This is a genomic window from Xanthobacter lutulentifluminis, assembly GCF_043194675.2.
Lineage (GTDB): Bacteria > Pseudomonadota > Alphaproteobacteria > Rhizobiales > Xanthobacteraceae > Xanthobacter.
In genome coordinates this window covers 4,001,401-4,023,027 of record NZ_CM195525.1, presented here as the reverse complement: position 1 = coordinate 4,023,027, position 21,627 = coordinate 4,001,401, and the positions used below count along the sequence as shown (strand labels likewise).

Annotated in this window: 19 protein-coding genes; 8 read left to right on the top strand and 11 right to left on the bottom strand. The window is 70.5% G+C overall.

Going from position 1 to position 21,627, the window contains the following annotated elements; translation table 11 throughout:
• Positions 1–103 precede the first annotated feature (103 nt).
• The 7 genes from V5F49_RS18660 (at position 104) to V5F49_RS18630 (ending at position 9,115) form a co-directional block, all read left to right on the top strand.
• Positions 104–1,507 (top strand): acyl-CoA dehydrogenase family protein, encoded by a 1,404-nt coding sequence (locus V5F49_RS18660; protein WP_394117835.1) that lies wholly within the window; start codon positions 104–106, stop codon positions 1,505–1,507.
• Between the two features lie 166 nt (positions 1,508–1,673).
• Positions 1,674–2,186, top strand: coding sequence for a flavin reductase family protein (locus V5F49_RS18655; RefSeq protein WP_394117834.1), 513 nt, complete (start codon positions 1,674–1,676; stop codon positions 2,184–2,186).
• Positions 2,187–4,496 carry a trimethylamine N-oxide demethylase gene (locus V5F49_RS18650; protein WP_394117833.1) on the top strand — a complete coding sequence of 770 codons (2,310 nt, stop codon included), beginning with the start codon at positions 2,187–2,189 and terminating at the stop codon, positions 4,494–4,496.
• A 305-nt stretch (positions 4,497–4,801) separates the two neighbouring features.
• A complete protein-coding gene (locus V5F49_RS18645) occupies positions 4,802–6,484 on the top strand; it encodes an APC family permease (RefSeq protein WP_394117832.1) in 1,683 nt (560 codons plus the stop codon).
• Positions 6,485–6,495: 11 nt separating this feature from the next.
• Positions 6,496–7,083, top strand: coding sequence for a dimethylamine monooxygenase subunit DmmA family protein (locus V5F49_RS18640; RefSeq protein ID WP_394117831.1), 588 nt, complete (start codon positions 6,496–6,498; stop codon positions 7,081–7,083).
• Positions 7,080–8,036 carry a PDR/VanB family oxidoreductase gene (locus V5F49_RS18635; RefSeq protein WP_394117830.1) on the top strand — a complete coding sequence of 319 codons (957 nt, stop codon included), beginning with the start codon at positions 7,080–7,082 and terminating at the stop codon, positions 8,034–8,036. The genes V5F49_RS18640 and V5F49_RS18635 overlap by 4 nt, the downstream gene beginning before the upstream one ends.
• Before the next feature lie 17 nt (positions 8,037–8,053).
• Positions 8,054–9,115 carry a heme-dependent oxidative N-demethylase family protein gene (locus V5F49_RS18630; protein ID WP_394117829.1) on the top strand — a complete coding sequence of 354 codons (1,062 nt, stop codon included), beginning with the start codon at positions 8,054–8,056 and terminating at the stop codon, positions 9,113–9,115.
• Between the two features lie 57 nt (positions 9,116–9,172).
• On the opposite strand, the gene V5F49_RS18625 is transcribed toward V5F49_RS18630, so the two are convergent.
• Positions 9,173–9,808 carry a MarC family protein gene (locus tag V5F49_RS18625; protein WP_394117828.1) on the bottom strand — a complete coding sequence of 212 codons (636 nt, stop codon included), beginning with the start codon at positions 9,806–9,808 and terminating at the stop codon, positions 9,173–9,175.
• A 158-nt stretch (positions 9,809–9,966) separates the two neighbouring features.
• Here V5F49_RS18625 and V5F49_RS18620 point away from each other — a divergent pair, with 158 nt between their 5' ends.
• Entirely contained in the window at positions 9,967–10,806 is an 840-nt protein-coding gene (locus V5F49_RS18620) for a universal stress protein (RefSeq protein ID WP_394117827.1), read from the top strand.
• Between the two features lie 80 nt (positions 10,807–10,886).
• On the opposite strand, the gene V5F49_RS18615 is transcribed toward V5F49_RS18620, so the two are convergent.
• The 10 genes from V5F49_RS18615 to V5F49_RS18570 all read right to left on the bottom strand — a co-directional run bounded on the left by V5F49_RS18615 (position 10,887) and on the right by V5F49_RS18570 (position 21,575).
• Positions 10,887–11,324, bottom strand: a complete 438-nt coding sequence (locus tag V5F49_RS18615) for an RT0821/Lpp0805 family surface protein (RefSeq protein WP_394117826.1) — start codon at positions 11,322–11,324, stop codon at positions 10,887–10,889.
• Between the two features lie 208 nt (positions 11,325–11,532).
• Positions 11,533–12,957, bottom strand: coding sequence for an ATP-binding protein (locus V5F49_RS18610; protein ID WP_394117953.1), 1,425 nt, complete (start codon positions 12,955–12,957; stop codon positions 11,533–11,535).
• 12 nt (positions 12,958–12,969) lie between these two features.
• Positions 12,970–13,641 (bottom strand): response regulator transcription factor, encoded by a 672-nt coding sequence (locus V5F49_RS18605; RefSeq protein WP_394117825.1) that lies wholly within the window; start codon positions 13,639–13,641, stop codon positions 12,970–12,972.
• 243 nt (positions 13,642–13,884) lie between these two features.
• On the bottom strand, positions 13,885–14,205 hold the full coding sequence (locus V5F49_RS18600) for a hypothetical protein (RefSeq protein ID WP_394117824.1): 321 nt from the start codon (positions 14,203–14,205) through the stop codon (positions 13,885–13,887).
• Complete coding sequence (locus tag V5F49_RS18595) at positions 14,202–15,053, bottom strand: glycoside hydrolase family 108 protein (RefSeq protein ID WP_394117823.1); 852 nt, start codon at positions 15,051–15,053, stop codon at positions 14,202–14,204. Before V5F49_RS18595 ends, V5F49_RS18600 begins: the two co-directional genes overlap by 4 nt.
• An 81-nt stretch (positions 15,054–15,134) precedes the next feature.
• Positions 15,135–16,379: an SGNH/GDSL hydrolase family protein gene (locus tag V5F49_RS18590; protein ID WP_394117822.1), complete on the bottom strand. Its 1,245-nt coding sequence runs from the start codon at positions 16,377–16,379 to the stop codon at positions 15,135–15,137.
• Positions 16,379–16,537, bottom strand: coding sequence for a hypothetical protein (locus V5F49_RS18585; protein ID WP_394117821.1), 159 nt, complete (start codon positions 16,535–16,537; stop codon positions 16,379–16,381). The genes V5F49_RS18590 and V5F49_RS18585 overlap by 1 nt, the downstream gene beginning before the upstream one ends.
• Positions 16,538–16,588: 51 nt before the next feature.
• On the bottom strand, positions 16,589–16,909 hold the full coding sequence (locus tag V5F49_RS18580; protein WP_394117820.1) for a spike base protein, RCAP_Rcc01079 family: 321 nt from the start codon (positions 16,907–16,909) through the stop codon (positions 16,589–16,591).
• A gap of 33 nt (positions 16,910–16,942) precedes the next feature.
• A complete protein-coding gene (locus V5F49_RS18575; protein WP_394117819.1) occupies positions 16,943–17,644 on the bottom strand; it encodes a DUF2793 domain-containing protein in 702 nt (233 codons plus the stop codon).
• Positions 17,645–17,672: 28 nt separating this feature from the next.
• Positions 17,673–21,575, bottom strand: a complete 3,903-nt coding sequence (locus V5F49_RS18570; RefSeq protein WP_394117818.1) for a baseplate multidomain protein megatron — start codon at positions 21,573–21,575, stop codon at positions 17,673–17,675.
• Positions 21,576–21,627: the final 52 nt, after the last annotated feature.

Genomic DNA, 21,627 nt, shown 5'->3' with positions numbered 1-21,627 from the left:
GTCAAAAAAGTTCACCGAGGGGAACAGTCGCCGCCTTCAGCGAGGATCGCAACTGCGGGAGGGATACCCCAAGCGGGACCCGCCCAGGCGGAGCTTCATCATCATGTCCGAAGTCAAAATGTGGGGCAAGGAAGAGTTCTGGGGTCTCGGCTTCGAGTGGGACCCCCAATGGCTGCTGACGCCGGCGCAGAAGGAGTTGCAGAAGAAGCTCATCGCCCTCTGCGAGACCACCCTGCGCGCCAATGCCATCGAGAGTGACGCGCAGTACATCTATCCGCGCAAGAATTTCGAGGCGCTCGCCTCGCTCGGCCTGCTCGGCCTGAACGTGCCGAAGGAGCTGGGCGGCCTCGGCGAGAACCACGTGTGCGCCGCCATGGTGGTCGAGACCATCGCGCGCTACGGCTGCCCCTCCACCGCCATGTGCTTCACCATGCACCTCGGCGCCACCGCGGCCGCCCTGCTGCGGCACCACGACAATCCGATCCTCACCGACATCCTCAAGCGGCTGGACAAGGACGTGCTGATCGGCACGCTTTCCTATTCCGACCCCGAGACCGGCTCGCACTTCTGGTATCCCATCTCCTCCAAGGCGGAGGCCCACGGTGACGGCTGGAAGGTGACCAAGAAGGCCTCCTGGACCACCTCCGGCGGCTTCGCCGACTGGTACATCATCCAGACCACCAGCCCCGGCTTCGCCGGCGACTATTCCGACCTGTCCTGCTTCCTCGTCACCAAGGACGAGGTGAAGGCCAACCCCTCCGAATGGGACGGCCTCGGCCTGCGCGGTAATCAGTCCGGCCCCATCGTCGTGGAAAATGCGGTGCTGCCGAAGGACGCCCTGGTCGGCCCCATCGGCGACGGCGCCAAGTCCAACGATGAGGTGGTGGACCCCTTCTTTCTCACCCTGTCCTCGGCCTGCTGGAACGGAATCTCGCTCGCGGTGGTGGACATCGCCAAGCGTCACACCACCCGCAAGACCCATAACGACGTGGGCATGCGTGTCGCTGACTATCCCACCATCCAGGACTATGTGGGCGAGGCGATCATGGACACCAACGCCTGCCGGGCGCTGGACTTCCAGATGGCGCAGGCGCTCGACAGCGTCACCAACAACTGCGACTGGTCGATCCACAAGGACCCGGACGCCCTGCCCCGCACCGCCCTGCTCCACTGGCTGTGGCAGGTGAAGTTCGAGGCGGCCAAGAACGTCGCCCACGTGGTGGACAAGATGCTCCACGCCACCGGCGGCACCGGCTATCGCCCGGCCCTGCAGATCGAGCGCTACCTGCGCGACGGCAAGGCCGGCTGGGTGATGGGCCCGACCAACGAGGTGCTGCGCCAGTTCGTGGGCAAGGCTTCCCTGCTCGGCTTCGGCTCGCTCGACTACTGGAACAAGTCCATCAACGAGCGCGTGCTGAACAACGAGATCAAGAAGATGGACGACGCCGAGAAGCGCGCCTTCGCCGAGAAGCTGCTGGCGGAAGTCCAGCCCGCCAAGGTCGCCTGAGAAGAGCGACGGGCGGCGGGCGGCGACCTGCCGCCCGCGCTGCCCCGGCAGGTGCCGGAGGCGGCTTCACGATCCGATGCTGCAGGGCGCACGCCCCGCTCACCCGCGGCCGCCGACAGGTTTATCATGGCCGCGCGGTTTCCATTTTTTCAGCGAGTGCCTTGCCATGACCACCATTGATCTCGACGCCCGCCTTGATCCGCGCGAGCTGCGCAACGCCCTGGGCCGCTTCGCAACCGGCATCGCCGTGGTGATGGCGCAGGATGCGGAAGGCCCGATCGGCGTCACCGTCAACTCGTTCTCGGCGGTGTCGCTCGACCCGCCGCTGATCCTGTTCTGCATGGCCCGCTCGCTGCATTCGCTCGGGCGGATGGAGCGGGCCAAAGCCTATTCGGTGAACATCCTGCTGGAGCACCAGAAGGAGGTTTCCAACCGCTTCGCCCGCGCGGGCGAGGACAAGTTCACCGGCACGGCGTGGGAGGTCGGCCCCTCCGGCGCGCCGCGCCTCGTGCCCGCCCACGCGGTCTTCGAATGCGTGCCCTACGCCCATTATGACGGCGGAGATCATGTGATCTTCGTCGGCCGGGTCGTGCACATGCATGCGGAGGGCGAGGGCGACCCCCTGCTCTACTACCGCGGCAGCTACCGGCTGCTGGCGGGGCTCCTGCAAGAGGGCTAGATGGACGCTTCCCTTCTCCCGCCCGGACCGACCCGGACCGACGCACCCGAGCCGCGCGAGCGCCTGGTGGTGCGCGGCGGCGGCGTGGCGGCAGTCCGCCTTTCAGCCGGCGACGCCATCACCGTGATCGACCCGGAAGGGCTGCAGCCGGCGGAGGCCTATGCTTCCGATCCGGCCGCCCTTTCCGATGGCAGGCCGGCGGCTGCGACCGTGGCGGGCGGCCTTGCGGCCCATCTTGCGGCCGGCGGGGAAGGCAGCGCCGAGGTGTCCCGGCTCCTCGCAGGTCTCGGCCTTGATGCGGCAGGCCTTGCCGGCCGCATCCTCCTTGCCGGCGACCATGATGCCGGCGGCCGGGCAAGGATCGAGGCGACCGCCGACGTGCTGGTGGTGATCGCCGCGCCCGGCGGCCCCATGGCGCCGGACGGGCAGGACACCGCCACCGATCTGCTCGTCACCGTCGCCCGCGCCGAGGGCAACGAGCGCCCCCTTCCAGAGCCGCTGGCGGCCTTGACGCTGGACCTGCGGATCCCGGCGGCGCAAGCCTGCGCATTCCGGGTGAAGGCCGGCGACTATATCCAGATCATCGACGTAGATGGCCGCCAGTGCTCCGACTTCCTCGCCTTCGACGCGGCGGAGCTGGAGGCGGGGCGCGAGTTCGGGCTCGATCCCACCACCACCCGCACCCTCATGGGCGCCGCCTATCCGGGGCCGGGGCTGCATTCCAAATATTACGATGAGCGCCAGGTGCCCCTGGTAGAAGTGATTCGCGACACGGTGGGGCGGCACGATACATTCGCCCTCGCCTGCTCGGCGAAATACTACGAGGACATGGGCTATCCGGGCCACGCCAACTGCTCGGACAACTTCAATGCCGTGCTGACACCGCACGGCATCCGGCCGCGGGCGGGCTGGGCGGCCATCAACTTCTTCTACAACACGGCGGTGGACCACTCCAACGCGCTCACCATGGACGAGCCGTGGTCCCGACCCGGGGACTATGTGCTGCTCCGCGCCCTGACCGATCTCGTCTGCGCCACCTCCTCCTGCGCCGACGACATCGACCCGGCCAACGGCTGGGAGCCCACCGACATCCACGTGCGCGTCTATGACGCCGCCGAGACCTTCTCGAAGGGAACCGCGTTCCGCATGAATGCCGAAGCCGAGCCGCGCCTGACGCGCGAAAGCGCCTTCCACCGGAGCCTCGCCGGGCTCACCCGCAATTTCGTGGAGTATCGCGGCTTCTGGCTGCCCACGTGCTTCACCGGCGAGGGGCCCATCGCCGAATACTGGGCCTGCCGCGAGAAAGCGGCGGTGATGGATCTCTCGCCGCTCCGCAAGTTCGAGGTGACGGGGCCGGATGCGGAAATCCTGCTCCAGCGCACGGTGACGCGCGACATGCGCAAGCTCGCCGTGGGCCAGGTGGTCTATACCGCGCTGTGCTACGACCATGGCGGCATGATCGACGATGCCACCATCTTCCGGCTGGCGCCCGCCAATTTCCGCGTGGTCTGCGGCGAGGAGTTCACCGGCACCTGGCTGCGCGACAAGGCCCGCGAATGGGGCCTGTCGGTCCATGTGCGCTCCTCCACCGACCAGTTGCACAACATCGCGGTGCAGGGCCCGCTCTCGCGCGAGATCCTGTCCGAGGTCATCTGGACCTCCCCGACGCAGCCCTCCATCACCGAGCTGAAATGGTTCCGCTTCGCCGTCGCGCGCCTCGGCGGGCCCATGGGACCGGCGCTGGTGGTGTCGCGCACGGGCTACACCGGCGAGCTCGGCTACGAGATCTGGTGCCACCCGAAGGATGCCGCCGCCGTGTTCGCGGCGGTGTGGGGCGCCGGCGCGCCGAAGGGCATGAAGCCACTCGGCCTTTCCGCCCTCGACATGCTGCGCATCGAGGCGGGCCTGGTGTTCGCCGGCTACGACTTCTGCGACCAGACCGACCCCTACGAGGCGGGAATCGGCTTCACGGTGGCGGAGAAGGAGGAGGACTTCGTAGGCAAGGCCGCCCTCGCCCGGCGCAAGGCCAATCCGGCCCGCAAGCTGGTCGGCCTCCTCATCGACGGCAATGATGCGGTCGGCCACGGCGACACGCTGCACGTGGGCCGCGCCAGCGTCGGCGTCATCACCAGCGCCACGCAATCGCCCATTCTGAAGGCACAGATCGCTCTGGCGCGGATCGATGTCGCCCATGCCGCGACAGGCACGCGCATCGAGGTGGGCAAGCTGGACGGGCTGAAGAAGCGCATCGGTGCTGAGATCGTGCCCTTCCCCCATTTCGACCCGCAGAAGACCCGCGTCCGCGCCTGAACGCACTCAAGTTACTGCAAGATCATTCCAATAGCTATTCGACAAACGACCCGTCCGGCAGCGTCTTCCCGCTGTCGCGACGCATGTTTCCGGCCGATTGAAGACTGACCCCCTGTATACCCTCGCGATCAGATGGGATCGCGGGGGCGTGTTTGTTTTCCGGAAGTGCCGATGCACAAGAGTCGGGCAAGGATATGAACAAAAAATCACCTCGCCATGACGTTGGGTTAGATCTATATCTTCATTGACAAAAAATTTTCGCGTCGGGAAACTCCTCGCCATAAAGATAACCGAGGGGTCACACCATGAGCATCGCAGCAACCAACGAGGTGGCCGCCGAACCGGCGGCCGGCACGCTTCATCGAAAAATCTCCTGGACCGGCGCGTTCTGGATCGCGAGCGGCGTGCCCGCGCTCGTGCTGTTCTCCATCGGCGCCATCGGCGCCACGGTGGGGGCGCCGGCCTGGTTCGTATGGATCCTGTCCATCATCTTCGGCTTCATCCAGGCCTTCTCGTATGCCGAGATCGCCGGCCTGTTCCCGCACAAGTCGGGCGGCGCGTCGGTCTATGGCGCCATCGCCTGGGTGCGCTACGGCAAGCTGCTCGCGCCGTTCTCGGTGTGGTGCAACTGGCTGGCGTGGTCGCCGGTGCTCTCCATCGGCTCGGGCCTCGCCGCGGGCTACGTGCTCTCCATCCTGTTCGCGCCGGATGCGGCCATCAACACCTGGCAGCTCACGCTGGTGGATCTCGGCTGGCTGAAGGCGGGCCTTGCCCTGCGCATCAACGCCACCTTCGTGCTCGGCGCCGCGCTGCTGATGGTCGCCTTCGCCATCCAGCACCGCGGCATCAGCCAGACCGCGAAGGTGCAGGTGATCCTCGGCGTGGTGGCGCTGCTGCCGCTGGTGCTGATCGGCCTCGTGCCGCTCCTCACCGGCGACGTGCTCGCCGCCAACCTCGGCCCGTTCGCCCCGCTGGCGAAGGACGAGGCGGGCAAGGTGATCGCGGGCGAGTGGAACATGGCCGGCATCACCCTGATGGCCGGCGGCCTGTTCATCGCAGCCTGGTCCACCTACGGCTTCGAGACGGCGGTCTGCTACACGCGCGAGTTCCGCGACCCGAAGACCGACACCTTCAAGGCCATCCTCTATTCCGGCCTGCTGTGCATCTTCGTGTTCACCATCGTGCCCATCTCGTTCCAGGGCGTGCTCGGCCTCGGCCAGCTGGTGACTCCGGCGGTGACCGACGCTTCCGGCACGGTGACGACGCCGGCGGTCTATGACGGCATCCTCTCCGCGGACATCTATTCCGGCATGGGCGTCGCCAGCGCCATGGCGGGCATGATCAAGGGCGGGCCCATCGTCCACAACGTGATCGTGGTGATGCTGATCCTGGCGCTGATGCTCGCCATCGTCACCTCCATGGCCGGCTCCTCGCGCACGCTCTACCAGGCGTCCGTGGACGGCTGGCTGCCCAAGTACCTCGGCCATGTGAACGAGAACGGCGCGCCCACCAAGGCCATGTGGACCGACCTCGGCTTCAACCTCATCCTGCTGATGATGTCGGACTACGTGTTCGTGCTGGCCATCTCGAACGTCTGCTACATCCTGTTCAACTTCCTGAACCTGAATGCCGCCTGGATGCACCGGATCGACCGGCCGGCGTGGGAGCGTCCCTACAAGGCGCCGACCTGGCTGCTCAGCATGGGCACGGTGCTTGCCTACGTGAACCTGTTCCTGCTCGGCATGGGCGCGGACATCTGGGGCGCGGGCACGCTGGTGACGGGCCTTGTGGTGTCGGCGGCCATCATCCCGGTGTTCCTGTTCCGTCACTATGTGACCGACAAGGGCCAGTTCCCGGCGGCCATGATGGAGGACATGCACCTGAAGGCGGAGCCGGGCGCCAATACCCGGGCGGGCATGCTGCCCTACCTCGCCCTGGGGCTGGGCGCCGTGGTCATCATCGTGGCGCACACGCTGGCGGTCTACTGAGCGGAGACGAGATGAGCGATCAAGGCATCAAGAGCCGGCCGAAGTACCAGCCGATCGCGCCGGACCCGCAGGGGCGGCACCATCTGCTGCTGGTGGACGGCGCCGAGGTTCCGGCCGGCGCGCTGGCGGAGGGGGTCACCCCCTCCGCCTTCGAGGTGTGGACGGTGGCGCGCCGCAGCGCCGTGCCGCCCGCCGCCGCCATGGAGGAGGCGCCCGGCACCGTGCGCCCCTTCCGCTCCCCCGCGCACCTGTTCTCGGCGCTGGAGGAGCGGCTCGCCCGCGAGACCATGGGCCTGCGCCTCTACGCGGCCGGCTCCGAACCGTTCGTGTGGGATACGTCTGCCCTCGGCGCGGCGGCCGGGCTGAGCCGGCAGGAGATGGGCTTCAACCATGCCGGCACCTGGGCGCGGCGCATCTTCTGCGTCCACTGCCGCGAGGTGACGGAGGGGGTGACCACCTCCATCGTCACCTGCTCGGGCTGCGGCGCGCCACTGTTCGTACGCGATCATTTCTCCCGCAGGCTCTCGGCCTTCATGGGCGTGCAGGTGGATGCGGAAGTTCCGGGCGAGGTGCCCGAGGCCGAGGAGCTGTATCCATGACCGCCGCCCCTTCCCGCGCCGTGCGCGTGCGCGAGATCGTCGAGCTTGCTCCGAGCCTGAAGCGGTTCTCGTTCGAGCCCGCCGACGGCGGCCTCTTCCCCACCGCGCCGGCCGGCGGCCATGTGATGCTCACCCTGCGCGACGGCGCACGGGTGATGAAGAACGCCTATTCGCTGGTCTCCCCGCCCGATCAGCGGGCACGTTACGACATCATCGTGCGGCTGGTGGCGCAGTCGCGCGGCGGCTCGGCCTTCCTGCACCGCTCGGTCGCCCCCGGCGACGTGCTGGAGATGGCGAGCCCCATCAGCCTGTTCCCGCTCGCCGCCACGGCGAAGAAGCACCTTCTGATCGGCGGCGGCATCGGCATCACGCCGCTGCTCTCGTTTCTGCCGGAACTGAAGGCGCGTGGCGCGCGGTTCGAGATGCACCAGCTCGCCACGCTGGAAGAGGTGCCCGTGTTCGAGCGCCTGCTGGCCCCCTATGCGGCCGGCGAGGAGATCCGCGTGCATGGCGGCGGCCGCTCGGCGTTCGACATGGCCGGACTGCTGGCGCGCCAGCCGTTGGGCACGCACCTGTATGTCTGCGGGCCCACCAGCCTGATGGAGGCGGTGGCCACCACCGCCGCCGCGCTCGGCTGGCCGAAGGGCAAGGTGCACAAGGAGAGCTTCGGCGGCGACGTGTCCGGCCTGCCGTTCCGCGCGGTGCTGAGGAAGTCCGGCATCGAGGTGGAGGTGGGCGCGAGCCAGACCCTGCTGGAGGCCATCGAGGCCGCCGGCGTCGAGGCGCCCTGCCTGTGCCGCGGCGGCGCCTGCGGCGAATGCGCGACGCCGGTGCTGGAAGGCGAGCCCGACCACCGGGACGACTTCCTCTCGCAGCAGGAGAAGGCCGCCGGCTCGCTCATCATGACCTGCGTGTCGCGCGCCCGCGGGCCGCGCATCGTGCTCGACCTCTGATCCCGGAAGGACATGAAATGACCCTCCAGTTCAAGCCCGCAGAAACCTTCCGCGACACCTTCACCTACCGCAAGTCGCCGCAGGACATCCTGCGCTTCCCGTTCCCGTTCCCCGAGGACGAGTACATGTACTCGGTGAACATCGAGCCGCACGTACGCGGTGGCCCCACCGCCGCGTTCCAGGCCGCGTTCGACATCGACGAGCACTATGTGGCCGAGTGCGCCGAGCGCGCCCGCGTGCTGGCGGAAGACCCCAAGCGCTGCCAGGTGCTGCCGCACATGCTGGCGGCCGAGTGGGACACGCTCGAGCTCATCATGGAGAGCCTCGCGGCCGACTATCCCGAGCACTTCACCCTGTCCAAGGACGGGGACGTGTGGACGTGGGTGAACCGGCCGCTCAACATCCAGCAGACCTTCACCTTCGGCAAGGCGGAGACGCTGCCCTGCGGCCCGTTCGAGTACATCACCCGCCAGGCGCAGGGCGATTTCACCCTGCAGGACCAGCGCGACGACAACCTGTTCGTGGACGGCGGCATGGTGACGACCCAGGCCGACTGGTCGCTGGAATTCGACATCGGCATGAGCTTCCACGAGTGGCACGGCCCGGTGCCGCTGGCCCACGAGAAGGGTGTGTTCGACCGGGCGCTGAAATATCTCCTGCGGCTCCAGTACGGCCAGCCGGTGCGCCGCCTCAACTGGACCATGACCATCAACCCGCGCCTCGACACCTCGCCGGAGAATTATCCCGTCTGGGGGCCGGACAAGGCGACCGTGACCCCCGAGAACGTGGCTCAGAAGGTGCACCTGCGCGTGGAGCTGCAGACGCTGTTCCGGCTGCCCCGCTCCAACGCGATCCTGTTCGGCATCCGCTGCTATCTCACCAGCGTCGCGGACATCGCCCGCGTGCCCAAGTGGCGGCGGCGGCTCCACCGGGTGCTGCGCGACCTGCATCCGGACATCGCCACCTACAAGGGCCTGCCGCGCTATCGCCAGATGGTGGTGGACCATCTCGCCCCGCTCGACGACGGCGCGCCCACCTCCAAGGGCATCGCCCCCGACACCGACAGCATCGAGGGCTGATGCGCCTTCCCCTCCCCGTCGCCCCCGGGCGGCGGGGATGCGGCCATGGCCGGCCGGTCAGATTGCCGGCAGGCCCAGCCAGAGCTGGAACGCGTTGAGGATCAGGTTCACCGACAGCGCCGCGAGCAGGATGCCCATGACCCGCCGCAGCAGGCTGGTGCCGCTCTCGCCGATGACCTTGACGATATAGTCGCCCAGCAGGAACACGACGAACAGCACCGCCATCATCAGCGCCAGCACCACCAGCGTGACCACGTGGTGGGACAGGGGGGCGCCGCGGTTGTTGTCCGAGAACAGAACCATGGCGAGGATCGCCCCCGGCCCGGCGAGGATCGGCGTCGCCAGCGGATAGACCGCCAGCGTCAGCACCCCGCGCTCGGGATTGACGTGCACCGGCCGGTGCGGGCGATCCACGAAGATCAGCGTCATGGCGAACAGGAACAGGATCATCCCGCCGGAAATCTGGAAGGCGAGGATGGAGATGCCCATCGCCTGGAGCAGCATCCGGCCGAGCAGCGTGAACACCAGCAGGATCAGGAACGCGAACGCCAGCGAGAGCGCCGCCGCGCGCCGGCGCTGGCCTGCATCCAGATGGCCGGTGGCGCTCAGGAACATGCTCAGGTGGCTGAATGGCTCCAGCACGACCCACAGGGTGATCATCTGGCTGGCAAAAAGGTTGAGATCCTCGATCATGCCCCGGTTTTCCCGCGCCGTCCGCCGCCGCGCGCACCGGCAGCGTTGTGCGCCGCGGCACGCACGCATGTGGACGGGAGCTAGACTTTTGTTGACGTGACGCAACGATAACTGCTGCGCTGCTGGCTAGCGTGTCTTGTCTCAGGAGGAAAAGCCACATGGTCCAGAACATTAAAAGTGTCCTGATCGGCATGACCGAGGAGGGAATCGACGAGCCGTCGTCCGCCCTCGCCTATGGTCTGTCATTGGCCCGGCAATCCGGCGCCCATGCCACCATCCAGGCGGCCTCGCTGAAGGTGGTGCTGGGCAACACGTTCGTGAGCAACGTGGCGACCGGCCTCGTGGCCGCGCACAACCGCCGCCTGCGCCAGCTGGCGGCGGCGGTGGCGGAGAAGGCGGCGGGCGACGCGGCCGCGGCGGGCGTCGCCGCCTCGGTGGAGGCCCCGCAGCTGAGCTACCCCCAGCTGGTGGACACCTTCGTCGCGCAGGCCCGCGTGCACGACATCGCCGTGCTGGATGCCGAGACCGCGACGGTGAATGCCGACCGCGGCCTCATCGAGGGGCTGCTGTTCGAGAGCGGACGCCCGCTCCTGGTGGTGCCGCCCGGCTTCGACAGCTTCCGGAACGAGCGCGTGCTGGTGGCGTGGGACGCGAGCGCGCGCGCCGCCCGTGCGGTGAATGACGCCATCGGCATCCTGCGGGCCGCCGGCTCGGTGGAGGTGCTCGCCATCGGCTCCGAGAAGGAGCTGGCGCACGAGGTGCCGGGCGCGGAGCTGGCGCCGCATCTGGCGCGGCATGGCGTCAACGTGACGGTGAAGAACCTGGTGGCCGGCCCGGACGGCATCGCCGGCACCCTGCGCTCCCATGCGGGCCTGACCGGCGCAGACCTGATCGTGATGGGCGCGTTCAACCACTCCCGCATGCGCGAGTGGGTGCTGGGCGGCGTCACCCAGTCGCTGCTGGAAGACTGCAAGGTCCCGCTGCTGATGTCCTACTGACGGCACGCCCGCGACGCCTCAGGCGGCGGGCACGTGCCTGCGCACGATCGTCCGAGATCCCGGCCGCGCCGGCCCGCACCTCAGGTGACGGGCTGCCAGCGGCCGTCCGGCGTGCGGCAGGCGGCGCCGCGCGCGATCTGCGGGCGGTTGTCGATGTAGATGGTGTGGGAATAGTCGCGGCAGCTCTGGAAGCCGGCACGGTTGTACGGCGGGCCGGCCACTACCGTGCCTCGCGCGCCGCTGTCGCCCTTCCAGCCGATGGGGTAGCCCGGACCGCCGGTCTCCAGCGCGGAGATTTCGGCGTCATAGGCGCGCTTGCGGTCGCCCTCATCCAGCCCGTTGCCGATGCCGCCGCTGATGAGCCCGCCGGATACGGCGCCGCTCATGACGGGCGCCGTCGGCAGCGCCGCCTGCGCCGCGATGCCCTTGGAGCCGCCGGAATCGGTGGCGCACCCGGCGAGTGCCGAGGCCACGAGGGCGGCGACGGTCAGGCGGATGCGAACCAGGCGGGCGGGCATCGGTCGGGATCTCTCACGCAGGGGCAATGGGGCGAAACGGGGCCCCGATGGGGCGGAACGGTGGCTCCAACCTTCCTCTTAAGGTCTCCCCCGCGCCCTGAAAAGCCGCAAGGGGGCGCCGCCGGGGCCGGGCGCGGCAATGGAGCGCAGGCCGGCGGGAGCGGAAGGCGGGGCGAAGACGGGGGACGGCAGGGCAGCCATTGCCGGCTCAGCCCAGCGGCGGCGGGGGGGCGCTGGCGGCCGGCAGGACGATCTCGGTGCGCAGGCCGCCGAGAGGCGCCGAGCTGAGCTCGAACCGCCCGCCGTAGAGCAGCGCCAGCTCGTGGACGATGGACAGGCCGAGCCCGGAGCCGGGCTTGGATTCATCGAGCCGCCGGCCACGCCGCCCCACGTCCACCCTGCGGGCGGGGTCGAGGCCGGGCCCGTCGTCGTCGATGATGACGTGGAAGAACACCCGCTCCCCCGGCGTGCGCGGCCGGTCGGCGCAGACCTCCACCTCCACGCGGGAGGAAGCCCACTTGCAGGCATTGTCCACGAGGTTGCCGACCATCTCCTCCAGATCCTGCTGCTCGCCGCGGAAATGCACGTCGTCGGCGATCCGCACGTCGATGGCGAGGTCCTTGGTGCGGTGGATCTTCTCCATGGTGCGGGCGAGCGCGGTGATGACCGGCGTCACGCCACACACGCTCGCCACCACGGAGACGCGGGCCGCCATGCGCGCCCGCTCGAGGTGATGGGCGACCTGATCGCGCATCACCCCGGCCTGGTCGCGCACCCGGACCGCGAGGGGGTCGTCGCGCGTGCCGGCCTCGTTCAGCAGCACGGAGAGCGGCGTCTTCAGCGCATGGGCGAGGTTGCCCACATGGGTGCGGGCGCGCTCGACGATCTCGCGGTTGGCCTCGATGAGGGCGTTCACCTCCCGCACCAGCGGGACGATCTCGTCCGGATACGCCCCCTCCAGCCTCTCGGCCTTGCCGGAGCGCACATCGGCGAGGGCTTCCGAGATGCGGGTGAGCGGCTTGAGGCCGAAGCGCACCTGCACCATCACCACCAGCAGGAAGGCGCAGGCCAGCACCACCAGCGTGCCTGCCAGCGCCAGGTTGAAGGCGGCGATCTCCTGCTCCAGCTCCAGCGCGGCCGCGCCGACCGAGACCACGTAGCGGGCGTCGGCGCCGAGATCGACGTCCCGCTCGGTAAGGCGCAGCTCCTGCCCGCCGGGGCCGATTGCGTAGCCCTGGCGCATGATGCCGGGGCGGCCGGAAATGCCCTGCGCCGCGAGGAACGGCAGCGTGGCCCCCGCCAGCGAGCGGGAGGTGCGCCGTGTCGTTTCCCCGCCCGAGACATGGGCGATCTGCCAGTACCAGCCGGAATTGGGGAAGGCGAACAAGGGATCGCCCAGCGCCTGCGGCTCCGGCACGGTGCCCTCGGGGGCGTTGGCCACCTCGGCCACGATGGTCTTCAGATAGACGTCGAGCCGCCGGTCGAACGCCCGCTCGGCAGCGCTGCGGTAGAGCGAGGACAGGACCAGCCCCACCACCAGCAGCACGACCACCGTGATGCCCATGGCCGACAGCACCAACCGGAAGGCGAGTGAGCCGGGGGCATATTCGGAGGGACGCGCGGGCTCGGGCATGGGCATGGCGCGTCAGCGCGGCTCTTCCGGGGCGGCGAGCAGATAGCCGAGGCCGCGCACGGTCTGGATCACGTCGCAGTCCAGCTTCTTGCGCAGACGCCCCACGAACACCTCGATGGTGTTGGAATCGCGGTCGAAATCCTGGTCGTAGAGGTGCTCCACCAGCTCCCCGCGCGACACCACGCGCCCGGCGTGGTGCATGAGGTAGGACAGGAGGCGGTACTCGTGCGAGGTGAGCTTGACCGGATTGCCGGCCACCGCCACCCGCCCGGAGCGGGTATCGAGCCGCACCGGGCCGCAGGTCAGCTCGCTGGAGGCATGGCCGGTGGCGCGCCGCAGCAGGGCGCGCAGGCGGGCCAGCACCTCCTCCATGTGGAAGGGCTTGGCCACATAGTCGTCGGCGCCGGCGTCGAAGCCCTGCACCTTGTCGCTCCAGCGGTCGCGGGCGGTGAGAATCAGCACCGGCGTGGTCTTGCCGCCGCGCCGCCAGCTCTCCAGCACGGAGAGGCCGTCCAGCTTGGGCAGGCCGATATCGAGGACGATGGCGTCATAGGGCTCGGTCTCACCGAGGAACTGCCCCTCCTCGCCGTCATAGGCGCGGTCCACCGCATAGCCCGCGTCGGCCAGCGCCTCGGCGAGCTGTCGGTTGAGATCGGGATCGTCCTCCACCACCAATAGACGCACGGATCGTCTCCGCCTTGCCGCCGGTCCGTCATAAAAGAGCTGCCGCGAGAATGACAGAGGCGCGCGGCGGAGCAAGCGCCAACGGCGCCGCAGGGGCGTCGGCCGCCGCCGCGCGCGCCTCGCCGGCGTCAGCGCCAGCCGCACAGGCGCCGGCCCACGGCGTTGTGGGCGCGGGCCTGGCGGATGGTGTCGTCGGTGTCGGCGGCAGACCAGCGGATGGGCTCGGCGCCGCTACAGAACACCCTAGTCGCGCCGGAACCCGTCGTCGTCGCGCAGCCCGGAAGGCTGGCGGCCACGGCGATCAGCGCGAGCGCGCTCATCGCGCGCCGTCTCCACGATGCGGTCGGCTTCACGGTCCCCCTCCTGTCGTGCCTGTCGATAGCCCTGCTGGGCGCCGCGCCGGTGGGCGAGCGCGAGCGCCAGAGCGGCGGCGGCGGCCATCGCCGCCCGGATGCCAGCGAACCGCGCCACCGCGGCCACCGCGCCGAGGCCCAGCACGGCCCAGACCCACCACGGGATCACCTGCCCGAAAAAATGCGCGATCGCCTGCGCCATGCCGGTCATGCCGCCCGCCCCCGCCCGGCCGTCAGGCCGAGCGCATCGGCCCGCCGGGCGGCGGCGCGGGCGCTCCACCACACCCACGCCGCGCCGGCCAGCGTCGCGGCAAGGCCGGCGAGGGTGAGGACGGTGAACACCATCGCCAGCGTGGGCGAGGCGCCGGCGTGGGGCTCGATCTGCCGGGCTGCCTCGGCGACGCCGGAGGCGATGAGACCGCCCGCCACCGCTCCGGCTCCAGCTTCCGGACGCGGCGCCTTGCGGGCGCTGCTCACGGGCGCCTTCGCCCCCTGCCCGGCCGCGGCCGCGACCGATCCCGGAACCGGTCCCCCGGTGGCCCAGGCCTTGCCGGCGCGGCGCACATCGGCCACCCGCCGCCCCCAGCCCCGGCCGAACACCGGCCAGGTGGAGAGCGCCTTGAGCATGGCCAGCCGGCGATCGCAGATGTCGTCCACCAGCCGGCCCGGCGCCGCCTCGGCGGTGGCGCGGGCGGCGGCCAGCGTGACCTCGCCCACCGCGCCGTCCGCCTCGAGGCCGAGGGCCCGCTGCAGCCATTTGGCGGATTGGGCGGGGCCGGAGTTCACCGCCCCGTCGAACACCACATAGTCGATGCCGGCGGGCAGCTCGTCGGCCCGTACCGCGTCCCAATACTGGCGGCGGTAGATCTCCCGGAGCTCGTCCTCCTCGATCTGCCGCACCGGGCGCGTCGGCATGTTCCTGGCCCGCCGATAGGCATCGTAGACGCGCTGGATCACGCCCTTCATGGTGGGGCCGCCCGGATCGGCCGGATGGTTGGAATAGCCGCCCTCGTGGCGGAGCACGGCGGCGAGCGCCGGCGCGAAGCTGTCCTTGGCCATGTGGTTCACCCCGGAAGGAAGAAGGCACGCCGGATGGCGCGGAGCCGCGCGCCGGCGCAGGGCGGCGCGCGGCGGGGGCGGCTAGGGCGTGACGCGCCAGACGCCGAGGCGACGCATCTTCACCGTCACCGAGCCGGCGGCGGAGAAGTAGAAGAAGGCCCCGACGCTGAACCAGCCGCGCGTGCCGGACGGGACCGCCAGGTGCTCGGTCTCCGACACGAACGCATAGGCCGCGCTCGGCAGGTTGCCGTTGGAGGTGGTCATGAAGCCGTCCTCGGTCGCCGTGGTCGCGCCGGCGCGATTGGCCTCGAGATGCGCCGCGGCGCTCTGGAAGTTGCTCCCGCCGGTCAGCACGTCGAGCTCGCAGTTGGCGAAGTAGCTCTCGCCCACCACCTCGATGTTGCTGAAGTCCGAGAGCACCTTCACCACGCCTCCCGCGCCGGCGGTGATGGCGAGCTGCCAGTCGTTGCCGTAGGCCCCCGCCGACACCGAGCTGACGATGGAGGAGCCCGCCGGCCCGGTGGCGGCGGTGATGCCGGTGGGCTTGGTTCCGGTCATGATGCCCACCGCCGTGCCGTCCGTGGCGGTGAACAGCGGGTTGGCGAACAGCTGCACCCCGCCGTTGGCGTTCACCTGCCCCACCGAATAGACCAGCCCATCGCACGGCGGAGCGATCTGCTTGAGGAGGTCGGCGAACTTCACGCCCACCGCATAGGCGCCGGCGGCGAGGTTGATGTGGGTGGCGTCGCCCGAATAGGCAGGGTTGATGGTCATTTCCGCGCCGGGCTGCATCACCAGCGCCGCCACGTCGAACAGGATGACGTTGCGGTTCGCGCGGGCGTAGTCGCGGATCTGGCGGTTGTACTTGAACACCGCGCCCTTCTGCGCGGCGGTGGTGAGGCCGCCGGAGCCGGTCTCGGTGAGCAGGATCACCGCGCGCCCGGTGGCGATCCAGCGCTCCGCCACCGGGCGCACGGTGGCGTTCCAGTAGTCGGTGGCGTTGCCCAGCTGGGCGATGTCGTTGAGCACGCCATACAGCACCAGCCAGTAGCTCTTGCAGGCGAGCGCGGCGGTCACGTTGGCCTCGGCCAGGTACTGGTCCGAGCGCTGGCCGGACACCGCGAACGACTTCTCCACCTTCATGCGCTGCCCGCAGAGCTTGAGCGCGTGGGTGAGGAAGTTGGCGCCGTGGCGCAGCAGCTTGCTGGAGGGGTCGTTGAACGCGCCGGCAAGGCGGCTGTCGCCCATCAGCACCAGCGTGGAGCGGTTGTAGCCCTGCGCCGCCTGGCGCGCGGCGACGAAATCGGGATCTTCGGTCAAGAGCATCACGGCATCCTTCCGTAGAGCGCGCGGCCGGAGGCGGAGGAGAGGTACGTGCCGCCGGTGCCCTTCAGCCGGCCATAGGCGATGCCGCCGATGATCCGGCGCAGCGGCAGGCCGGCACGGCGCGCGATGGTGGAGAGGGAAAGCGAGAGGGAGATCATGGAGCCACCCGGAGGTCGGCCGCCCCACCGGCGCGCCGGCGGGGCCGGCGGTCAGCGGTCGGAGAGGGCGTAGATGCTGAGGCCGGTGCTGGTGCCGGTGGCCCAGACGCGGCGCACCTGGCACGGCGGCAGCGGCTGGAGGCCGGGCAGCGCCTTCAGGTCCACCGTGTCCGCATCGCCCCCGGCCACGGGCGTGACGCGAATGGTGGCGACACCGCCGGCCACGTCCTCGGGCACGAACGCCCACAGGGCCTTGGCGTAGGGGTCGAGGTCGGCCGCATCGGACGGCGTGATGCGCAGGAGCTGGCGCGCCGGCGACGACAGGGAGGCGGCGAGACCCTTGAGGGGGTCGCGGGCCGGATCGTAGGGCATGAAGCGTCTCCGTGGGGAAAGGCGCGCGGCGGCTCAGGCCTCCGGCGCGGTGCAGACGAGAAGGTGGAAGGCGACGCGCACCGCGCCGCCGGTGAAGCTGCCGCCATTGGCGGTGAGGCGCACCGGCGTCGGCGCGTAGACCGCCGCCGGTCCGATGACGCCGACGTTGCTGGAGCCCGCCGCAATGCCGAGGCTGCCGCCGAACTTGGAGGGTTCCCCCGCGATGCCGCAGTCATAAGACGAGGCGCCGGTGACCGCCGTGATGGTGCGGGTCGAGACGCCGAGCACGATGGCGCGCGCCGGGATGGCGGCGGCGGTCTCGATGAAGGCGCCGGAGAGGGCGACATCCTCTTCCATCACCCGCGCGGCGATGGCGGCGCGGCGGGGCGAGGCGGCGAGCGGCGAGACCCAGGCGGCGCCGTCATAAAGGGCGAGGCGCCCCTCGTCGCGGATGAAGGCGAGGAAGCCGGGGCGCGGATCGAGGAAGTCAAACACCCCCGCCTCGAACGCGGCGATGCGCCCCTCCTGCCCCGCGAACGCGCCGCCGGCGCCGGAGGGAACGAACCAGCGCGCGCCCGCAGCCGGGGTCGCCGGCGGCGCGGTCGCGGTGGCGCTCTCCAGCACCATCTGGACGAAGGCGTCGAGGCGTCGGATGGCCTCGTTGTGGGTCACATGCTTCTGCGCCTGCGCCATCGCGATGTAGGGCAGCGCGAGGTTGGCCGTCTGGTCGGACATGGGGGTCCCCCGGTGTGGAAAAAGCGCCTCAGGGGCGGACGATGGCGGTGACGGCGGCGCCGGGGCCGACGCTCGCCGAGCGCTGGGCCACCCGCACCGTGAGAAGCGGCTGCGGGGCGCCGAAATCCGCGATTTCGTCAGCGGCGGCATAGAGCGCGGCGGGGGCCTCCACCTCCAGCGTGCGCACCACGCTGGCGCCGGAAAGGATCTCCACCCGATAGGCCTCGCGCGCCTCGCCCAGGGGCACATCCAGCACCTCCCAGCCGTCGCCCGCCACGCGGGTGCGGCGGATGAAGGAGAGCGCGACGCCCGCAGCCGTCCGCCGGCCGCGCACATGCACCGGCGAGAGCGGGGTCAGCGCCGCGCCGGAGACAGTGGCCGAGACTTCGGTCGCCTCCTCCGAGCCCTGATCGTCGCGCGCCGGGCCGACGCGATAGACAAAGGCGCGACCAAGGCTCGCCACGCCGCTCGCCACCGGCACCAGCGTGCCGTCGAGCCGCACCAGCCGGGTGCCGGCGGGCCATGCCTCCGCCCCCGCCGCCTCGGTGCCGGCAAGGCCGCGCAGCAGGCCGGAGAGCCGGTAGGTGTCGGCATCGACGAGCTCGGCGTCGGTGAAGGCGAGGATCTCGATCGCGCGCTCCGGCGCGAGGAGGGCGAGGAGGTTGGCGCCGCCCAGCACCTCCGCCTCGGCGGCGGAGACCAGCAGCGAGGACTGGAGCGCGACCTCCAGGATCGTGGCCCGGTCGAACCGCCAGATCGGCCCCGGCGGCAGCGGGGAGATGAGCGTGCCGAAAGTGGCGGAGGCGGTGAGCGGCGCCACCGCCTCGAAGCTTGCGCCATCGGTGGAGCGCCAGATGGCGAGCGTGCCCGGCCAGGGCTTCGCCGCGGCCGCAACGAACTGCAGCGGCACCGGCTCCGCCTCCGACAGGGCGGGCAGATCGAGCACCATCACCGCCGGAGGGCCGGAGGGCACGGGCAGCGCCACGCTCCCCGGCGGATCGTCGGCGAGGGCGGCGTCGAACACCTCCGGCTCGATGCCGCGCGCGCTCACCGCCAGCGCCTCTGCCGCCTCCAACCGGGTCACTTCCACAAGCCGCGAGCGACCGTCGAGGGTGAGGCGCACCAGGTCGCCGGGCGTGAGCGCGAGATGGGACGGCGGCAGCGCGAAGGAGACGGTCTCGCGTCCGGCCCACAGGTCCTGCAGCCAGATGTCGGCGGCGCGCACCATCACCGGCGCGGAGGCCACCGCCGCGAGATCGGCGTGGGTGGCGTGATGGCTGCCGCCAGCCAGCCGGCGCGAGGAGACGGTGGCGCGGCGATAGTCCTTCAGCCCGTCGATGAAGCCGACGCTGACCTGCTGCGGCAGCTCGGTTTCCTGCGCCCGTGTCACGGCAAGGAGCGGGGCATCGCCGGCCCGCACCAGATCCTCGACGCCGATCTCGCGCACCACCCCGCGCCCACGACGGCGGAAGGCCATGCGGCCGTCCTCCTCGCGCGCGTCGAAGCCGAAGGCGCGGCCGAGCGGCTCCAGCGCCGCGCGGGCGGACATGGGCTGCTCCACCACATAGCCTTCCAGCGCGCCGTCAAGGTCGGTGCTGTCGACGTCCGGCACGCCGAAGTCGGCGCAGAGCGTCGCCACCAGCGCATCCAGCGGCGCGCCACCGAGACGGCCGGTGAGCCAGTGGCCGGTGGACCAGTTGGCGCCATCCGCCCACACGCTGTCGGCGACCGGGAACTGCGGATAGGGCCGCGCATCCCACGTCCAGAGATAGACCGCCTCCACCATGCGGCCGGTGTAGAGGCCGGCCGCAGGATTGTCGGTGTCGTCCGCGACCGATGGCTCGAAGGTGGAAAGCACCGCCTCCAGCGCGCGGCGCTGCACGAGGTCGTCGCGCGCGCCGGTGGAGAAAGGCGGCAGCGTGCCTTCGGAGGATTTGGCATCGGGAAAGGCGCTCGGCCGGTTGGGGCCCTTGTCCACCGCCGGGCAGCCGGCCTCCATCAGGCGGATCGGCTTGGCGCCGGGCACGAAGGCGGTGGGCGCGGCGCTGCGCGTGCCGCCTGTGCGCTCATGATGCGCGCTCCCCCACCACGACCACAGGTCCTTCTGGCGGAACACCCACGGCTCGCCGAAGGCACCATCGGTGATGGGCGTGCGCGCCTGCGCGGCGCGGGCCGCTTCATCGGCGTAATACCAGTCGAACGCCTCGCCGGCGCGGAGGTTGGCCTTGAGATACGCGCGCTCGTGAATGTCCTGCGCGAGCCCTGCATCGAGGTGGGCGGAACCGTCGCGCCAGTCCGCCATGGGCGGGTACCAGTCGATGCCAATGAAATCCACCGCCGGCGCGCTCCACACCGCATCGAGCGGGAAGCGCACGTCGCCGTTGGCCAGCACCTGCGCGCCATATTCGGTCCAGTCGGCGGCGTAGGAGACGCGCGTGTCGGGACCCACCACCGCCTTCACGTCGGCCGCCAGCGCGGCCAGCGCCATGGCGGCGGGGAAAGCCCCGGTCTCGTCGGTGAGGCGGGTGAGCGCGGCGAATTCCGAGCCGATCAGGATCGCCTCCACCCCGCCCGCCGCCACGGCGAGATGGGCGTAGTGGAGCGCCATGCGGCGCAGGCTCCATTCGGCCGGGCCGTGATAGAGCACGAGATTGCCGAGGCGGGTGAAATCGTCCGGCTGCGCCGCGCCGAACAGGGTCTCCACCTGGGCGCGGCAGGCGGCGGTGCCATCCACGCTGCCGGGGCGGCCGGGCGCGGGATCGCACACCATGCGCCCGCGCCAGGGATGTGCCGGCTGGGAGGAGGCGCCGGTCCAGGGATCGGGGCGCGTGTTGCCGGCGGGAATGTCCATCATCACGAACGGGTTGAGCGTGACCTTCAGCCCCGCCGCCTTCATCCGCGCGATGGCCCGCACCACGCTGTCGTCGGAGGGCGTGCCGCCATAGGCCGCGCGGCCCTCGTATTGCGACACCGCCGGCACCGCGAAGCGCGGCAGCCCGCCCACCGCCCAGACGGCCGGAACGGTGGCCTTGAACACCCGCTCGCAGCGCGGCTGGATGGCGCACACGCCGGCGCGAAGATCATCCCCGAACCAGGACACCACCAGCGAGACCCGCTCGAGGTTCGGGCAAGTGCCGATGAGCTGATCGAGCGAAGCCTCGAAATCGCTCCAGGCGGTGGTGACGTGGCGGTTCTCCGCCCCGTAGCTGCCCTCGCCATAGGACTGGCGCACGAGCCAGGTGTCGTAGCCGAACTCGGTGGCGCCGGGGATCAGCGTCACCGCCCGTGCCTGCCGCTCCAGCGTGCCCACCGCCCGCTCCACCTCCACGGTGATCTGCGGCAGGCGATTGCCGTAGTCGGTCAGCTCCAGGTTCTGGAACACCACATAGGCGACGCCGCGATAGGCCGGCGTGCCGGTGGCGCCCTGCTTCGCCTCGATCCAGGGATCGGCCGCCTCGTCCTCGCCGCCGAGATGGACGGAGAGGTGCAGGCGGCGCGTGTCCATCAGCTTGCCGTCGGCCCAGATGCGGCCGATGCGCGACACCGGCCCCGCGCAGAGGGCGACGGCGAAATTGCCGTAATAGGTGTAGGTCGTGGTGGAGACCTTGGGCGAGAGGCTGCCGCCCTTGCCGCCCACGGACTGGGTCTCCTCCTTCTTCACCTCGGTGAGCCTGGTCGCCCAGATCACCTGCCCGGCGAGGCGGGCGCGGCCGTAGAGGCGCGGCAGCGGGCCGCCCTCGGTGGAGGCCATCACGTCGAGGTCGGTGAGGCGCGGCCCCTCCACCCGGCGCGAGCGGTTGCCACCGAACAGCGCGCCGTCGATGGCCGAGCCGCCGAGCGCGCCGAGCGCACGCCCGGCCACCGCGCCGAACGGCCCGAACAGCGCGCCGCCGATGAGGCCGCCGGCCGCGCCGAGAAGCAGGGTCGCCATGGATATCTCCTGTGGGGCTGGATGCGGGGGGGCGCAGGTCACCGCCGCAGGC

Coding starts and splice junctions, on each gene's coding strand:
- V5F49_RS18655 (WP_394117834.1), top strand. CDS start 1,674: ATGACCACCATTGATCTCGACGCCCGCCTTGATCCGCGCGAGCTGCGC.
- V5F49_RS18575 (WP_394117819.1), bottom strand. CDS start 17,644: ATGTCCGACCAGACGGCCAACCTCGCGCTGCCCTACATCGCGATGGCG.
- V5F49_RS18630 (WP_394117829.1), top strand. CDS start 8,054: ATGACCCTCCAGTTCAAGCCCGCAGAAACCTTCCGCGACACCTTCACC.
- V5F49_RS18585 (WP_394117821.1), bottom strand. CDS start 16,537: ATGATCTCCCTCTCGCTTTCCCTCTCCACCATCGCGCGCCGTGCCGGC.
- V5F49_RS18600 (WP_394117824.1), bottom strand. CDS start 14,205: ATGACCGGCATGGCGCAGGCGATCGCGCATTTTTTCGGGCAGGTGATC.
- V5F49_RS18625 (WP_394117828.1), bottom strand. CDS start 9,808: ATGATCGAGGATCTCAACCTTTTTGCCAGCCAGATGATCACCCTGTGG.
- V5F49_RS18660 (WP_394117835.1), top strand. CDS start 104: ATGTCCGAAGTCAAAATGTGGGGCAAGGAAGAGTTCTGGGGTCTCGGC.
- V5F49_RS18640 (WP_394117831.1), top strand. CDS start 6,496: ATGAGCGATCAAGGCATCAAGAGCCGGCCGAAGTACCAGCCGATCGCG.
- V5F49_RS18645 (WP_394117832.1), top strand. CDS start 4,802: ATGAGCATCGCAGCAACCAACGAGGTGGCCGCCGAACCGGCGGCCGGC.
- V5F49_RS18650 (WP_394117833.1), top strand. CDS start 2,187: ATGGACGCTTCCCTTCTCCCGCCCGGACCGACCCGGACCGACGCACCC.
- V5F49_RS18570 (WP_394117818.1), bottom strand. CDS start 21,575: ATGGCGACCCTGCTTCTCGGCGCGGCCGGCGGCCTCATCGGCGGCGCG.
- V5F49_RS18620 (WP_394117827.1), top strand. CDS start 9,967: ATGGTCCAGAACATTAAAAGTGTCCTGATCGGCATGACCGAGGAGGGA.
- V5F49_RS18615 (WP_394117826.1), bottom strand. CDS start 11,324: ATGCCCGCCCGCCTGGTTCGCATCCGCCTGACCGTCGCCGCCCTCGTG.
- V5F49_RS18590 (WP_394117822.1), bottom strand. CDS start 16,379: ATGCTCTTGACCGAAGATCCCGATTTCGTCGCCGCGCGCCAGGCGGCG.
- V5F49_RS18580 (WP_394117820.1), bottom strand. CDS start 16,909: ATGCCCTACGATCCGGCCCGCGACCCCCTCAAGGGTCTCGCCGCCTCC.
- V5F49_RS18610 (WP_394117953.1), bottom strand. CDS start 12,957: ATGCCCGAGCCCGCGCGTCCCTCCGAATATGCCCCCGGCTCACTCGCC.
- V5F49_RS18595 (WP_394117823.1), bottom strand. CDS start 15,053: ATGGCCAAGGACAGCTTCGCGCCGGCGCTCGCCGCCGTGCTCCGCCAC.
- V5F49_RS18635 (WP_394117830.1), top strand. CDS start 7,080: ATGACCGCCGCCCCTTCCCGCGCCGTGCGCGTGCGCGAGATCGTCGAG.